This window comes from Streptosporangium sp. NPDC050855, assembly GCF_044456585.1.
Lineage (GTDB): Bacteria > Actinomycetota > Actinomycetes > Streptosporangiales > Streptosporangiaceae > Streptosporangium > Streptosporangium longisporum.
Map to the genome: position 1 here is coordinate 226,156 of NZ_JBITFY010000006.1, position 15,259 is coordinate 241,414.

Below are 15,259 nucleotides of genomic sequence, written 5' to 3' on the forward strand. Positions count from 1 at the left end.
GATCACTCGGTGTGCGCGCGGTGCCCGGCCGCGCGTCGCGGCCGGGGAAGGGGCTGCCCGGCGGCGAGCGGCGGCGAGTACTGTCGGACGGTGATGAGTCGCGACACGCGACGGGTGAGCGCTGGGAGTTGCCGTGGGCGGATCCGTGCCGCGACCGAAGTCTGAGGGGTCCGGCGGACCGTTCGAGGGGCGGGCGAGGATGCTCGCGGGGCTGGCCGAGGCCAGCCACCTGAGCGCGCTGGAGCAGCTCCCCGGCCTCATCGCGGAACACGCCGCCTACGCCGGCCTGCGGGACGTGCTGATCTACCTGGCCGACCTCCAGCAGGAGGTGCTCCGGCTGGTGACCGGCAAGGGACTCGCCGCCGACGCCGACGCGGAGCCGGAGGCGGCCGAGCTGCGGATCGACGGGACGCTGGCCGGGCGCGCCTTCCAGGAGGTGCGCATGCTGGCCGGGCCGGGCTCCGGGAGCGAGGAGAACCGGTGGTGGGTGCCGCTGCTGGACGGCACCGAACGCCTCGGGGTGCTGCGGATCAGCGCCCCCCTGGGTGACGAGTGCGCCCAGGAGGACATGCGGCACCTGGCGTCGATGGCCGCGCTGCTGCTGGCCAGCAAACGCCAGCAGAGCGACTCCTACGCCCGGATGGTACGGACCCGGCCGATGAACGTCGCGGCCGAGATGCAGTGGAACCTGCTGCCGGCGCCGATCTTCGCCAACGACCAGGTGGTGATCGGGGCCGCGCTCGAACCGGCGTACGAGCTCGGCGGTGACGCCTTCGACTACGCGCTGGCCGGTGAGACCGTGCACCTGGCGGTCTTCGACGCGATGGGCCACGACGCCTCCGCCGGGCTGACCGCCAACCTCGCGGTCGCGGCCTGCCGCAACCACCGCCGCCAGGGGGCCGACCTGGTCGAGGTCAGCAAGGGCATCGAGAAGGTCCTGGTGGACGAGTTCGGGGCAGCCAACCGGTTCGCCACGGCCATCCTGGCCAGCCTGAACGTGCGGACCGGCGTGTTCACCTGGGTCAACCGCGGGCACCACCCGCCGGTGGTGATCAGGAACGGGCGCTGGGTCACCACCCTGCACTGCCCGCCCGCCCACCCGGTGGGCCTGGACCTCGACCTGCCCGTGACCCAGTGCAAGGAGCAGCTGGAGCCCGGCGACCGCGTACTCATCTACACCGACGGCATGACCGAGGCCCGCAACCGGGACGGCGAGGAGTTCGGCCTGGAGCGTTTCATCGACTTCATCATCCGCTACAACGCCGACGGCTTGCCCGTGCCCGAGACCCTGCGCCGCCTGGTGCGCAACATCCTGAAATATCATGACGGGATGCTCCAGGACGACGCCACCGTGCTGCTGGTGGAGTGGCGCGGAGGGTCCCAGGACAGGCTGCACCTCTAGCGGGGGACGCGGGCCCGGCCGGGGGGGCGGGCCGGTCAGGGGGTGGCGGGCGCCGTGTAGGGGCTCTCGCCGTTCCTGATGGCCGCGAGCATCCGGTCCGTGTGCCCGCTCACGGACCGGTGCAGGCCGTGACCGAAACTCACCCGCGCCACCCCGAGATCCGCCAGCCCGGCCAGGGACGGCGTGCCGGGACGGAACAGGACGTTGACCGGCCCGTCGATCCGGCGGACCAGCTCGCGGATGATCCCCGCGTCGGCCGCGAAGATCGGGTAGACGCAGTCGGCGCCGGCCTCCAGGTAGAGGTTGCCCCGCCGCACCGCCTCCTCCAGCCGCTCCTCGTCGCCGCCGGTGCCGTTCAGGAAGACGTCGACCCGCGCGTTGATCACCAGGTCCGTCCCGGCGTCCACGGCCGCGGCCCGGACGGCCCGCAGGAGACCGGCCTGCTCGTCCGCGCCGACCGGGGCTCCGGTACGGGGGTCGGAGTCCTCCAGGTTGCAGCCGCAGGCCCCGGCGGCGGCGAGCCGCCCGGCCAGCTCGGCGGGCTCCAGCCGGTAGCCGCGTTCCATGTCGGCGGTGACGGGCAGGCTCACCGACCGGCTGATCCTGGCCACCGCGGCCAGCATCTCCCCGGCCGGCGTCTCCTCCCCGTCCTCGTACCCGAGCACCGAGGCGACCGCGGCGCTGCCGGTGGCGATCACCGGGAAGCCCGCGGCCTCGACGGCGCGGGCCGAGGCCGCGTCCCAGACGTTGGGCACCACCAGCGGGCGGCCCGGCACGTGCAGCGCGCGCAGCCGCGCGGCCTTTTCTCCGGCCGCCGGGGCGCCGCCGGTCTCGTCGTCGATCGAAACGGTCATGGAGAAGACCCTAGGCCAGGGGGACGGGCTGTTCTGAGAGCCAATTCCGCCCAAGTCGACCGGACCACTTCGCCCCGAGGCCCCGAGGCCCCGAGGCCCCGAGGACGCTGAGGACGCTGAGGACGCTGAGGGCCCAGACGGCGGGCGGTCCGGTCCGCGGGGCCGGTCACCCTTCGGGCGCCCTTACGGCGGACCGGTCAGCCTCGCGGGCGCCCGTACGGCGGACACGAAGAACCCCTCGCCCCGGGCAGGGGCGAGGGGTTCTTCGAGGCTCTCCGGGGCTCTCCGGGCGCGGTCAGGCGCTCTTGCGGCGCTGGGCGCGCAGGATCGCCAGGCGCTCGTTGAGCACCTCCTCCAGGTCCTCTATCGAGCGGCGCTCCAGCAACATGTCCCAGTGCGTCCGCGGGGGCTTGGCCTTCTTGGCCTCCGGCAGCTCGCCGTCCACCCGCAGGGCGGTCGCACCGCACATGCGGCACTCCCAGGTCGCCGGAATCTCGGCCTCGGCGGCGAGCGGAACGTCGAATCGATGGCCCTTCGGGCAGGTGTAGGACACCTCCTGGCGCGGGGCCAGATCGGTGTTGCGGTCGTTCTCGTAGCTGGTCGCCCCGAGCCGGGTACCGCGTAGCGCACGCTCGCCCATGTCTGAATGCCTCCTGAGGGCCCCGTCGTAGGGGTTCGTCTCCCACGGCGTACAACGCTTGATACCGTGTGTGGATTCCCACAGACGGGGTGATCCAATCGCACGTTCTTGACCCGGTCTGCGGAGAGCCCCCTCGGGGAGGCGTTCTCAGATGCGTTCCGGCACCTGGTTCCCGGCCGCCCTGATGGCCTTGGGCAGGTCGATCAGGGCGAGCAGCACCAGGCCGAGCACGAAGAAGATCACCAAAGAGATGATTCCCAGGCGATAGCTGTCGGTCAGCTGGAGCGCCAGGCCGAGGGTGAACGAGCCGAGGAACGTCGCCCCCTTGTCGCTGATCTCGTACAGGCTGTAGTACTCCGCCTCCTTGCCCCGCGGGATCACGTGGGAGAACAGCGACCGCGACAGGGCCTGCGTGCCGCCCATCACGATCGCGATGGCGAAGCCCAGCCCGAAGAACGCCGCCGCCGACCCGCGGGGCAGGAAGTAGGCCACGGCCACCACGACGATCCAGGCCACCAGCGCCACCATCACGACCCGCTTGGCCCCGTAGGAGGCGGCGAGGCGGCCCAGCAGCAGCGCCCCGAAGAAGGCCACGAACTGCACCATCAGGATCGCCGCGATCCGCACCGTCTGGTCCAGCCCGAGCTCCTTGTCGGCGTAGGTGGCCGAGAAGGAGATGACGGTCTGCACGCCGTCGTTGTAGATCAGGTAGGCGACCAGGAAGCCCAGCGTCAGCGGGTAGCGCCGCAGCTCCCTGATCGTGCGGCCGAGCTGGCGGAGGCTGCCGGTCACGGCCCGGCCGGCCGTCTCGGTGCCGGGAGAGGCCACGTGCCGGTTGCGCAGCCGCAGCAGCGGGATGATCGTGAACCCGCCCCACCACAGGCCCGCGGACGCCAGGGCGATGCGCACGGCGTCGCCCTCGGTGACGCCGAAGGACTCGTGGTAGAGGAAGAGCCCCAGGTGGACGGCGAGCAGCAGGCCGCCGCCGAGGTAGCCGAACCCCCACCCCCGGGCGGAGACCCTGTCGCGCTCGTTCGCCGTGGCGATCTCCGGCAGGAACGAGTTGTAGATCACGAACGCGGCCGCGAAGGCGACGCTGGAGATCAGGAACAGCGCCCCGCCCAGCAGGTAGCGGTCGCCGGAGAGGAACCAGAAGCACAGGGTGGCGCCGGCGCCGAGGTAGGCGAACAGGCCCAGCAGTTCCTTCTTGCGGCCGGTGTGGTCGGCCAGCGCGCCCACGACGGGCATCAGGAGGATCTGCAGGATCGCCGCGACCCCCACCACGAAGGAGTAGTAGGCGCTGGGCCGCACGTCGAACCCGAGCACGTCCACGTACGGGCGTCCCTGGGCGGCGGTCTCGGCGATCGTCGTCAGGTACGGGCCCAGGAAGACCGTCAGGACGGTGGTCGGGAAGGCGGAGTTCGCCCAGTCGTAGAAGTACCAGCCGCGCTGCTCCCGGAGGCGGGAGGCCGGGGTCTCCTCGACGGCCTGTGCTGAGGTCATGGGGGGTCCTCGGTTCGCTGGGGGAGGGGGATCACGGAAGGAGCGGGGACGGGCCGGTCACGCGGCCATGCGGCCGGGATGCCACTGGCCCCGGGAGCTCAGCACGTCGCGCAGCCCGGAGATGTTGTCGGTCATCAGGCCGTCCACGCCCAGGTCGAGCAGGCGCCGCATCACCGCGGTGTCGTTGACGGTCCACACGTGGACCTGCATGCCGAGCGCGTGCGCCGTGCGGATCAGGGCGGGCGTGGTGATCCGCAGGCCGCGGAACCCCACCGGGACCTGCGCGCACGGCATCCCGGCGCGGGCCAGGCGGGCGAGCAGGCGGCCGTACCCCGAGGTGGTGGCGGCGGCGCGCAGGGTCGCCACGCCGCGCGGTCCCAGTGAGGAGCACACGTCGCGGCCGACCGCGGCGCGGGCCCGCTGGAGCCGCTCCTCGGAGAAGGAGGTCAGGCAGATCCGGTCGTGGGAGGACGTCCTGCGGATCGCCTCGGCGAGCGGGGCGATGGCCGCCGCCTCCTTGACGTCGATGTTGAAGCGCGCCTCGGGCCACGAGCCCAGCAGGTCCTCCATCAGGGGGATCTCGTCCACGCCGCCGATCCGCGCCTGGCGCACCAGCCGGTACGGCAGCTCCGCGATCCGGCCCCTGCGGTCGGTCACCCGGTCCAGGGTGTGGTCGTGGAAGGCCAGGAGGACCCCGTCGGCGGTGGCGTGCGCGTCGGTCTCCAGGTACGTGTAACCGAGCCTGACGGCACGCTCGAAGGCGGCGAGGGTGTTCTCCCTGCCCTCGGCGGCCCCGCCCCGGTGGGCGAAGGCCAGCGGGCCGGGGTGTTCGAGGAAGGCGTAACGGCGTTGCACGTGCAGGAGTATGCCCCCTGCGGGCCGGGCGCGTCATCGCGCGAGGGTGAACGTTTGGGTCACGGGCTCCGGAACCGGACCCTGAAACCCCCTTTGCCCGGTCCTGACCGGAGCCGGGAATGAAGAGAGGATCTGGGCGTCCACGGCGGGCTCCGCCGTGGGCCCGTTGCGGTTTTCCGGGGGCGCGGCGACGCCGGAGCCGGGATCCGTGGGAACGGAGACCACGCATGAGCAGAGCACACGACCGGACGAGGATGGCGGGCACGGCGGGCTACTTCGACGACCGCCTCGGGGCGGGCAACTTTGTCAAGCGGAACATCCGGAAGGTCTTCCCCGACCACTGGTCGTTCCTGCTGGGCGAGATCCCGCTCTACTCGTTCATCATCCTGCTGCTGACCGGCACGTTCCTGACGTTCTTCTTCAAGGCCAGCATGCTCGAGATCCCCTACGACGGGGCCTACGCCCCGCTGCGGGGCGTCATGATGTCCGAGGCGTACGCCTCGTCGCTGGAGATCAGCTTCAACGTGCGCGGCGGCCTGCTGATGCGCCAGATGCACCACTGGGCGGCCCTGCTGTTCATCGGCGGCATGATGATCCACATGCTCCGGGTCTACTTCACCGGGGCCTACCGCAAGCCGCGCGAGATCAACTGGCTGATCGGGGTGGCGCTGCTGGCGCTGTCGCTGTTCGAGGGCCTGACCGGCTACTCCCTGCTGGACGACCTGCTGTCGGGGGCGGGCCTGCGGATCACCACGGGCGTGGCGCAGTCGCTGCCGATCGTCGGCACCTGGCTCACGTTCCTCCTCACCGGCGGCGAGTTTCCCGGGGACGACATCATCGGCAGGTTCTACACGATCCACATCCTGCTGCTGCCCGGCGTCCTGCTGGCGCTGATCACCGCGCACCTGATCCTGACGTGGGTGCTCAAGCACACCCAGATGCACGGCAAGGGCCGGACCAACGACAACGTGGTGGGCGGGCCGTTCCACCCGTCCTTCCTCGCCAAGTCGGGCGCGTACTTCATGTTCACCTTCGGGATCATCGCGCTGCTGGGGGCCTTCGCCCAGATCAACCCGGTCTGGCTGTTCGGGCCCTACCGCCCGTCCGACATCGGCGCCGGGTCCCAGCCCGACTTCTACCTGGCGTTCCTCGACGGGTCGCTCCGCCTGACACCCGGCTGGGAGATCAACTTCCTGGGCTACACGCTGCCGATGAGCGTGATCCTGCCGGCGCTCGCCCCGATAGGCCTCATCCTGGCGGGCCTGGCCCTCTACCCCTTCGCCGAACGCTGGATCACCGGTGACGACCGCGAGCACCACATCGCCGAGCGTCCCCGCGACAACCCGCACCGCACCGCGATCGGCATGGCCGCGATCACCTTCTACGGCGTCCTGTGGCTGATGGCCTCCAACGACGTGATCTCCGCCTACTTCCGCCTCTCGCTGAACGTGATGATCGTCATCGGCCGGGGCCTGGTCTTCGTCGGCCCCGCCCTGGCGTACTACATCACCTACCGGATCTGCCTGGGCCTGCAGCGCAGGGACGCGGCGAGCCTGGGGCACGGCGTGGAGACGGGCGTGATCCAGCGCCTGCCCACGGGCGAGTACGTCGAGGTGCACGTCCCGCCCAACGAGGCCATCGAGGCCCGCATCCGGGGCAAGGAACCGATCCCGGTGATCAGCCCGGCCTCCGGGGTCACCGGGGAACGTCACGACGGCGCCTTGGGCGACGACGGCCAGGGGGTGCCGTCCGGTGAGGGACACGGCCGCATCGCCCGGCTCCGCGCCCTGATGAGCAGGACCTACGGCGGTGAGAAGGTCCCGCTGGACGGCGAGCGGGACGGCCACGACGGGAACGGCCACGGCACGCGGAAGGCCGGTACGCGGGAGATCGGCATGGGGGAGGACGGGGGCGGCGGGAACGCGGCCGTCGGCTCGGGCTCCGGGGAGGACCGGCCCCCGCCCGGCTGACCCTTCACGGCCGGGGGCGGGGACCTCGGACCGGGAACCGGGTCCCCGCAGAGGGGGGCGCGGCGGGGGCCGTTCGTGGCCGCGATCTCCCGCCGGGAGCGGGTCTCACTCCTGCGGCGCCGCCCTGCCCGCCCACTCCTGGCGCCGGACCTCCGCCACCGCGATCGCCGCCGCGACCGCGACGTTGAACGAGCCGACCCGGCCGACCTGCGGGATGTAGCAGACGCCGTCGGCGGCCTCCAGCAGCGCGGGGGAGCAGCCGTGGTCCTCGCTGCCGACCACCAGGCAGACGTCGCCGCCGAGCTTCGCCTCGGACAGCGGGACCGCGTCACCGGTCAGCTCCACCGCGACCACGGTGAACCCGTCCTCCTTCGCGGCCCGTACGGCCTCCAGCACCGGGACCGGCTCCTCCCAGGCCACCAGGCGGTCGGTGCCCAGCGCGGTCTTCTGCGCCTTGGGGTTGGTCGGCGGGGTGGCGTTGCCCGCCAGCCAGATCCGCTCCACCCCGAAGGCCGCCGACGTGCGGAAGATGGAGCCGATGTTGAACGGGCCGGTCACCGACTCCACGATCAGCGCCAGCCGCCCCTCGGTGTTCCTCCGCCAGCCCCGGTTGAGGCGCTTGACATCGGTCGGGCGCAGCTGCCTGCGCGGGTTCGCCGTCATCGGTCGTCCACCGTTCCTCGTCGTTCCTCGTCGTCGCGCGGACGCCCCGCGCCCCGCCCATGATCGTCCCGCTCGCCGCCACCGGGCCCCGTCACGGCCGCGCTCCGGCCTCCACCCGGGCGTGCACCCGCAGGATCCGGTACGACGACCGGGAGGCCGCCCGCTCGGTGGGCCAGCCCCGCTCGTTCAGCCAGCGCTGCAGCGAGTCCGAGCCCAGGTGCTTCTGGACCACCAGGTGGGCGACGCCGTCCGGGGTGAGGCGCGACAGCCAGCGGGTCAGCATCTCGTGCATGGCGGCCTTGCCGATCCGGATCGCCGGATTCGACCAGATGGCGGAGAACCGGACCTCGGGCGGGACCTCGTCGGCGTGCATGGACCTTACTTTGTCAAGGCCCGCGGCCCGCGCGTTGCGCGCGCACAGGTCCACCGACCTGCGGTTGACGTCCACCGCCCAGACGGTCGCGCCGGGGGCACGCGAGGCCATGGTCAGCGCGATCGGCCCGTACCCGCAGCCCAGGTCGAGCAGGTCGCCCTCGGCGGGCGGCGCCGGGACGCTCTCCAGCAGGATCCGGGTGCCCTGGTCGACGCGCTCGGCCGAGAACACCCCGCTGTCGGTCTCCAGCCTCAGGTGAAGGTCGGGGAGCACGAGCGTGACCGAGCCGGGACGGCCTGCGGTCTCGGGACGCTCCTCGAAGTAATGTGCCACGGCGTAGAACGTTACCAACGGCCGGGAGCGGCTCAGGGCAGCCGCGACCCCAGCAGCAGGGCCGCCGCCGCGGTCACCAGCCCGGCCAGGATCGCCGCCACCACGAACCACTGGGTGATCTCCTGGCTGACCGTCCGGTACCCCAGCGAGGAGCCGATCTGCTCGTAGACCTCCTGCAGCTGGCTGCCCGACTCCGCCTCGTAGGCCCGGCCGCCCGTCCCGTCCGACAGGGTCTGCAGCGTGACCTTGTTCACCGGCACCTGCACGTCGCGGCCGTCGATCGAGACGGTCCCCTCCTGGGTGCCGTACGCGATCGTGGAGACCGGGACCCGCACGTTCTTCGCCGACTCGATGGCCTCGGCCACCGAGCGGCCCGAGGTGTTGTCCCCGTCGGAGAGCAGCACGATCGCGGCGGGCGGCGGGTCGGTCACCGCCTGCTGGTCGAAGGAGCGCAGCGACTCCAGGGAGCTGAACACCGCCTCGCCGATCGCGGTGCCCGCCCGGGTGCCCAGGTTGCCGATGGAGGTCACCACCGCCTGGTGGTCGGTGGTGGGGGAGACCACGACCGAGGAGGAACGGGCGAAGGCGACCAGCCCGACGTTGAAGCGCTCCGGCAGGTCGGAGACGAACTTCTGCGCCGCCTCCTTGGCGGCGGTGATCCGGTTCGGCCGGACGTCGTCGGCCTCCATGGACAGCGAGACGTCCAGCGCGATGATGATCGTCGCGCGGTCGCGGGGGACCCGCACCGAGTCGGCGGGACGGGCCGCGCCCACGATCAGCAGGGTCATCATGACCAGGAACAGCGCGGGCGCCACGTGCCGCCGCCGGCCCGGCCCCGACGGGGCCACCAGGTCCAGCAGCGGCAGGTTGGTGAAGCGCAGCGCGTAGCGGCGCCGGGCGAACTGGGCCGCCACGTACCCGGCCACGAGCAGGGCCAGCGCGGCGAACAGCCAGAGCCATACCGGAGAGAGAAAGGTCACCGTGTCGCTCCCGACCTCGGAGGCCGATGGGTCACGTGCGCCATGCGCCGCTGCCGCAGGACGAACTGGGCGATGTCGAAGACCCAGTCGCGGTCGGTGCGCAGCACCAGGTGGGCCACCCCGCAGCGGCGCAGCGCCACCTGGTTGGCCATGCGCTGCGTGGCGGCGGCCTCCGCGTACGCCCTGCGGATCCTGGGGGTGAGCCGCACCTGGCGGCTCCGCCCGGACTCCGGGTCGGTCAGGGCCACGAGGCCCACCGCGGGCAGTTCCAGCTCGCGCGGGTCGATCACCTCGACGGCCAGCACCTGGTGGTGGGCGGCCAGCCGGCGGATCGGCCGTTCCCAGGGCATCTCCAGGGTCGGATCCAGGGTGGGCTCGGCGTCGAGGAAGTCGGAGACGATCACCCGCAGGCCGCGCCGGCGCCGCGCCGAGGCCAGCACCTCGATCCCCTCGGCCAGGTCGGGGGCACCCGCCACGGCCCGGCCCCTGGGAGCCTCCATCAGCGAGTGCAGCAGGCCGTACAGGGCCGGGCGCCCGCCCCTGGCGGGCATGCGGTGGATGTACTCGTCGTGCAGGACGTAGGCGCCGAAGCGGTTGCCGATCCGGCCCGCCAGGAAGCCGATCGCCCCGACCGCGGCCACCGCCAGGTCGCGCTTCTCCATGCCCGAGGTGCCGAAGTCCATGCTGGGCGACAGGTCGGCCAGCGCCCAGGTCTCCAGCTCCCGGTCGGCGATCAGGTCCCGCACGTGCGGGACGGTCGTCCGGGCGGTCACCGCCCAGTCCATCCGCCGGATGTCGTCCTCCCCGGGCACGTACCCTCGGCTGTCGCCGAACTCGCTCCCCGGGCCCGGCAGGAGCCCCTGGTGGGAGCCCTGCAGCAGGCCGTCCAGACGGCGGACGATGGTGAGTTCCAGGCGCCTCAGGGCGTGTTCTGTGCCTATTGCGCCGCTTCGCGGCGCGGTGAGGCCGCTTGGATCCGGCTCCTTCCCTCGTCGGGAGGGATCGCTCGTTCCTCGCGACCCCTCCCTCCGCGGTCCAGTCGCCGGCGCGGCCTCACGGGAGTTCCCGGGCAGGGAAGTGTGGGGCGCGTCCATGTTTGTGGCGGCGCTTTGCGGCGCGGCCTCACGGGGGGGCTCGTTCTCCTGGGGGGAGGGCTCGGGGGCGGAGAAGTGCGGGGTGCCCTGGGGGTGATGCTCGGGGCGGGTCACCGGGGGCCCTGGTTCCAGACGACCAGGGGCGGGGGCACGGCGGTCAGGATCTGGCGGACCACGTCCTCGGGGTCGATCCCGTCGGCCAGGGCGTCGAAGGTGAGCATCAGCCGGTGGGACATCACGTCCACCGCCACGTCCCGGATGTCGTCGGGCAGGAGGTAGTCACGGCCGCGCAGCAGGGCCAGGCCGCGTCCCGCGGCGACCAGGCCGAGGGTGGCGCGGGGGCTGACGCCGATCTCGATGTTCTCCTCCAGCTCGGCCAGGCCGTACTCGGCGGGGGAGCGGGTCGCCATCACGAGCCGTACCACGTAGTCCGCGACGAGCTGGTGGACCGAGACCTGGTCGGCCATCGTCTGCAGCGCGGACAGCCGTTCGGGGTCGAGCACGGCCCTGGGGGTGGGCGGGGTCACGCTCATCCGGTGCAGGATCTCCAGCTCCTCGTGGGCGCTGGGGTGGGTGACGCTCACCTTGAACAGGAACCGGTCGCGCTGCACCTCCGGCAGGGGGTAGACGCCCTCGGACTCGATCGGGTTCTGGGTGGCCAGCACGATGAACGGCCTGGGCAGCGGATGGGTCCGACCGGCCAGGGTCACCTGGCGCTCCGCCATGACCTCCAGCAGTGCCGACTGCACCTTGGCCGGGGCCCGGTTGATCTCGTCGGCGAGCAGGAAGTTCACGAACACCGGGCCGAGCTCGACGTCGAAGGCCTCGCGGGAGGGGTGGTACACCCGGGTCCCCACGATGTCGCTGGGGACCAGGTCGGGGGTGAACTGGATACGGGCGAACTCCCCGCCGACCACGGTGGCCAGCGTCGAGGCGGCCAGGGTCTTGGCGACCCCGGGCACGCCCTCCAGCAGGCAGTGCCCCCGGGCCAGGAGTGCGACGAGCAATCGCTCCACCATGTGGTCCTGCCCCACGATGACCCGCCGGACCTCGGTCAGGGCGTCGCGCAGCAGTCCGGTGTCGGTCTCGCTCGGCAGTTCTTCGGCGACGGTCATGCCGGTATTCCATCAAATGAAATGACCGTTCGCACGGCGGGCCTGCCGGGTGTCCGGCGCGGCGTGCCCGGCGGGCCCCCGGCGGGCGCGCCGGGACGGGCTCCGCGCCGGTCCGGGACCGTCGCGCCGGTGTGCTTTCATGTCAGACGTGGCCACTCCGCTGCAGTACGGCGACCCGCCCCGGCTGGGGCCCTTTGTCCTGCAGGCCCGCCTGCGCGTGGGACCCGCCGGGCTGGTCTACCTGGGGCTGGCGCCCGACGGCCGGGCGGTCTCGGTCGCGGTGCTGACCAAGGGGGCCGCGCTCGACCCGGCGGCCAGGGACCGCTTCGTCACCGGGGTCCGCGACGCGATGGCCAGCCGTTCCGGCGTACGCGGGTGGATGTCCCGGGCCTCGCGCGGGCGCACCGCGGTGGCCGACACGCTCCCGCAGGTGCTGGCCATGGACGGCGGGAACGCCCCCTGGGTGGTCACCCCCTACGAGCCGGAGCGGGCGGGGGCGGAGAGGTTCCTGGAGCCGGTGCTGGTCAGCGGCACGCTGATCGGTGAGCGGCACGGCCCGGACTTCGCCCCGCACTGGGTGGGCGACCGCTCGCCCGCGCTGCCCCCGCCGCCCGAGGCCGCGCCGCCCCTGACCGAGACGCGCCGGTCGGTGGTCCTGGCCGGGGTGGTGCTGACCGTGCTGCTGGCGCTGCTGGCCGTGATGGTCTGGCTCCTGCTGCGCGGGGACGAGGAGGTCGACGAGCCGCGCAGGCCGCTGCCGTCCACCGTGTTCGTGCCGACCCCGCCGCCGGTCCCGACGACCACCGCGCCCGGCCGGCCCACCCCGTCGCCGTCCCCCAGCCAGAGCGGGACCGGCACCCCGGGGCCGCAGGAGGGGGAGGGCGGCGACGACGAGCCCATCTGAGTCGCCGCCGGGGGGTACGGGACGGGGGATGAAGGCCGTCCCGTCCGGGGCGGGGATCAGGGGACGAGGACGACCTTGCCCGTGGTGCGGCGCCCCTCCAGGTCGGCGTGCGCGTCGCGGGCGAGGGCCAGGGGGTAGCGGGTGACCGCCGGCCGGAGCACGCCCTCGGCGGCGGCCCGGAGCGCGCGGGCCTGCAGTTCGCGGGCGGTACCGGCGCGTCGCAGCATCCGCGGGCCGATCGCCCACGTGACGGTGACGGCGCGCTCGATCACGTCGTCGGTGGTGACGCGGGTGGCGGTCCCCGACGACCAGCCGTGCAGCAGGAGCGTCCCTGCGGGGCCGAGCAGGTCGAAGGCCCGGCGGCCTTCGGGGCCTCCGACGCCGTCGAAGACGAGGCCGGGCCGCCTGTCGCCGAGGGCGTCGCGCACCGTGTCCGGCCAGGCCGGGTCGCGGTAGTCGACGGCGAGGTCGGCGCCCAGCGACGAGACCAGCCGGACCTTCTCCGGCCCGCCGGCCAGGCCGACGACGGTGACGCCCCGGTGGCGCAGGGCCTGCAGGAGCAGGGCCCCGACGCCACCGGCCGCGGAGGTGACCAGCGCGACGTCCCCGGGTTCGGTGTCGGCGGCGTCGAGGATGCCGAGCGCGGTCGCGCCCGTGGTGACCATCGCCACCGCGACGTCGTCGGCGACGTGCCCGGGGACGTGGTGCAGGGCGTCGGCCGCGACCACCGCCTGCTCGGCGTAGCCGCCGTACGTGTCGAGCCCCGCGACGACCCGGCGGCCGAGCAGGTCCTCCTCGACGCCCGGGCCCAGCGCGCTCACCACGCCGGCGACCTCGCCTCCCAGGACGACGGGCAGTGCGGGGGCGGGGTGGGGGCCCACGCCGTGGCCGGAGCGCAGCGTCGTCTCGATGAGGTGGACGCCGCTCGCCCGCACGTCGACGCGGACCTGTCCCGCCGCGGGGACCGGGGCGTCGACCCGTTCGTACCGGAGGTTCCCGGCGGGGCCGTACTCGTGGAGTCTGACCGCGTACATGACGGTGTCCTTTCCGCGGGGGGACCGGTTCACGGGGCGACCGGGGTGGCCGGGGTGGGCGGGGGCGGGGGCGGGGTGGGGAGGTGGCCGGGGCGCCGGGAGGGCAGGAGCAGCGCGGGCAGCGCCGCGAGGGCCAGCAGCGCCACCGCCCACCAGTAGGTGTGCTGGAACGCGCCGGTCCGTCCGGCGGCGTCCACCATGCCCGCCATGCCCGTCGTGCCCGCGGTGCCGGTCGTGCTCGCCGCGTTCTTGACGGCCGACGCCAGCACCACCGGCAGCAGCGCCGTGCCGAGCGAGGTCCCGACCTGGGAGACGATGTTCAGCAGGGTGCTGCCGGAGGGCACGTCGTCGGCGGGCAGGTTCCGGGTCGCGGCCGTGCTGACCGGCATCATCACCATGCCGACGCCGGTCCCCATGAGCATCATCGCCGCGCACAGCCACCAGTAGGACGTGTCCGGCCCGAGCAGGGCGGTGAAGGACGACAGGCCGAGGACGGCCAGCGCGATGCCGGAGACGACCACCAGCCGGGGGGAGACCCGGTCGATGCGCCTGGTGGCGACCTGCATCGAGACGCCGACGGCGACGGCCAGCGGGGCGCCCAGCAGGCCGGCCTGGGCGGCCCCGAGGTCGCGGACCGTCTGGTAGTACATCGGCGTCAGCAGCATCGAGCCGAAGTAGCCGCAGGGGAACAGGGTCATCGTGGCCAGGCCCGCGGCGAAGGTGCGTTCGCGGAACAGGCGCAGCCGCAGCAGCGGGTCACGGGCGGTCAGGCCGCGGGCGACGAACGCCGCGCAGAGCAGCAGCCCCGCGACGGCGGGCAGCAGTACCCCGGGCGCGGCCAGGTCGCCGCGCTCACCACCGGTGGACAGGCCGTAGATGAGCAGGGCCAGACCGGGTGAGAGCATCAGCAGCCCCGGCACGTCCAGCCGCCGGGCCGGCCGCGGCTCGCCGGGCGGCAGCAGGCGCGCGGCCAGCAGCAGCGCCACCGCGCCGACGGGCAGGTTGACCAGGAAGATCCAGTGCCAGGAGGCGGCGTCGATGAGCCAGCCGCCCAGCACCGGCCCGCTCACCGGCCCGACCAGGACCGGGATGCCGAGCATGGCCATCGCCCTGCCCATCCGTTCCCGTTCCGCGGCGCGGATGACCATCGCCATGCCGACCGGCATCAGCAGGCCGCCGCCGAGTCCCTGCAGCACCCGGAACAGCACCAGCGTCTCGATGCTCCACGCGAGCGAGGCCAGGACGGAGCCGAGGGTGAACAGGACCAGCGCGGTGAGGTAGGCGCGCCTTGCGCCGAAGCGGTCCATGACCCAGGCCGCGGCCGGGACGACGGCGACGAGGGCGAGGGTGTAGCCGGTGGCCACCCACTGGACGGTGGCGAGCGGCGCGCCGAACGCCACCGCCAGCGGGTGCACGGCGACGTTGACGATGGTGATGTCCAGCACGGACATGATCGAGCCGATGACGACGACCAGCAGGGTCCCGGCCAGACCGGGGGCGGCGGCGCCCCGGGCCCGGCCGGTGGAGGTGCTCATCCCG

At 73.2% G+C, this 15,259-nt stretch carries 13 protein-coding genes and 1 pseudogene; 3 read left to right on the top strand and 11 right to left on the bottom strand.

Translation table 11 applies throughout. From position 1 onward, the window contains the following. Nucleotides 1–199: 199 nt before the first annotated feature. Entirely contained in the window at nt 200–1,402 is a 1,203-nt protein-coding gene (locus ACIBCT_RS15275; protein ID WP_399188737.1) for a PP2C family protein-serine/threonine phosphatase, read from the top strand. Nucleotides 1,403–1,437: 35 nt separating this feature from the next. Here ACIBCT_RS15275 and ACIBCT_RS15280 read toward each other — a convergent pair whose 3' ends face one another. The 4 genes and pseudogenes from ACIBCT_RS15280 to ACIBCT_RS15295 form a co-directional block, all read right to left on the bottom strand. Beyond that, nucleotides 1,438–2,256: an isocitrate lyase/phosphoenolpyruvate mutase family protein gene (locus tag ACIBCT_RS15280; protein ID WP_399188740.1), complete on the bottom strand. Its 819-nt coding sequence runs from the start codon at nt 2,254–2,256 to the stop codon at nt 1,438–1,440. Between the two features lie 295 nt (nt 2,257–2,551). Continuing rightward, the gene (locus tag ACIBCT_RS15285) at nt 2,552–2,896 is read right to left on the bottom strand and encodes an RNA polymerase-binding protein RbpA (RefSeq protein ID WP_344902851.1); all 345 of its coding nucleotides are present in this window, start codon (nt 2,894–2,896) and stop codon (nt 2,552–2,554) included. A 147-nt stretch (nt 2,897–3,043) separates the two neighbouring features. Next, nucleotides 3,044–4,414: pseudogene (locus tag ACIBCT_RS15290) on the bottom strand (MFS transporter); the annotation flags it as partial. Nucleotides 4,415–4,456: 42 nt separating this feature from the next. After that, complete coding sequence (locus ACIBCT_RS15295; RefSeq protein WP_399188742.1) at nt 4,457–5,254, bottom strand: glycerophosphodiester phosphodiesterase family protein; 798 nt, start codon at nt 5,252–5,254, stop codon at nt 4,457–4,459. Nucleotides 5,255–5,481: 227 nt separating this feature from the next. Here ACIBCT_RS15295 and ACIBCT_RS15300 point away from each other — a divergent pair, with 227 nt between their 5' ends. After that, on the top strand, nt 5,482–7,224 hold the full coding sequence (locus tag ACIBCT_RS15300) for a cytochrome bc complex cytochrome b subunit (RefSeq protein ID WP_399188744.1): 1,743 nt from the start codon (nt 5,482–5,484) through the stop codon (nt 7,222–7,224). Between the two features lie 105 nt (nt 7,225–7,329). Here the strand turns inward: ACIBCT_RS15300 and ACIBCT_RS15305 are convergent, their stop codons facing one another. The 5 genes from ACIBCT_RS15305 to ACIBCT_RS15325 form a co-directional block, all read right to left on the bottom strand. Then, complete coding sequence (locus ACIBCT_RS15305; RefSeq protein WP_399188746.1) at nt 7,330–7,887, bottom strand: TrmH family RNA methyltransferase; 558 nt, start codon at nt 7,885–7,887, stop codon at nt 7,330–7,332. A 91-nt stretch (nt 7,888–7,978) separates the two neighbouring features. Then, complete coding sequence (locus ACIBCT_RS15310; protein ID WP_399188748.1) at nt 7,979–8,593, bottom strand: class I SAM-dependent methyltransferase; 615 nt, start codon at nt 8,591–8,593, stop codon at nt 7,979–7,981. A gap of 32 nt (nt 8,594–8,625) precedes the next feature. Then, complete coding sequence (locus ACIBCT_RS15315) at nt 8,626–9,573, bottom strand: VWA domain-containing protein (protein ID WP_399188750.1); 948 nt, start codon at nt 9,571–9,573, stop codon at nt 8,626–8,628. Further along, nucleotides 9,570–10,514: a DUF58 domain-containing protein gene (locus ACIBCT_RS15320; protein ID WP_399188933.1), complete on the bottom strand. Its 945-nt coding sequence runs from the start codon at nt 10,512–10,514 to the stop codon at nt 9,570–9,572. Before ACIBCT_RS15320 ends, ACIBCT_RS15315 begins: the two co-directional genes overlap by 4 nt. A 263-nt stretch (nt 10,515–10,777) precedes the next feature. Beyond that, the gene (locus ACIBCT_RS15325; RefSeq protein WP_399188752.1) at nt 10,778–11,782 is read right to left on the bottom strand and encodes an AAA family ATPase; all 1,005 of its coding nucleotides are present in this window, start codon (nt 11,780–11,782) and stop codon (nt 10,778–10,780) included. Nucleotides 11,783–11,921: 139 nt separating this feature from the next. Here ACIBCT_RS15325 and ACIBCT_RS15330 point away from each other — a divergent pair, with 139 nt between their 5' ends. Further along, nucleotides 11,922–12,686, top strand: coding sequence for a hypothetical protein (locus ACIBCT_RS15330; RefSeq protein ID WP_399188754.1), 765 nt, complete (start codon nt 11,922–11,924; stop codon nt 12,684–12,686). A 56-nt stretch (nt 12,687–12,742) separates the two neighbouring features. Here the strand turns inward: ACIBCT_RS15330 and ACIBCT_RS15335 are convergent, their stop codons facing one another. Continuing rightward, nucleotides 12,743–13,720 (bottom strand): zinc-binding dehydrogenase, encoded by a 978-nt coding sequence (locus ACIBCT_RS15335; RefSeq protein ID WP_399188756.1) that lies wholly within the window; start codon nt 13,718–13,720, stop codon nt 12,743–12,745. Nucleotides 13,721–13,749: 29 nt separating this feature from the next. Then, nucleotides 13,750–15,255 (bottom strand): DHA2 family efflux MFS transporter permease subunit, encoded by a 1,506-nt coding sequence (locus ACIBCT_RS15340; RefSeq protein WP_399188758.1) that lies wholly within the window; start codon nt 15,253–15,255, stop codon nt 13,750–13,752. Between the last annotated feature and the right edge of the window lie 4 nt (nt 15,256–15,259).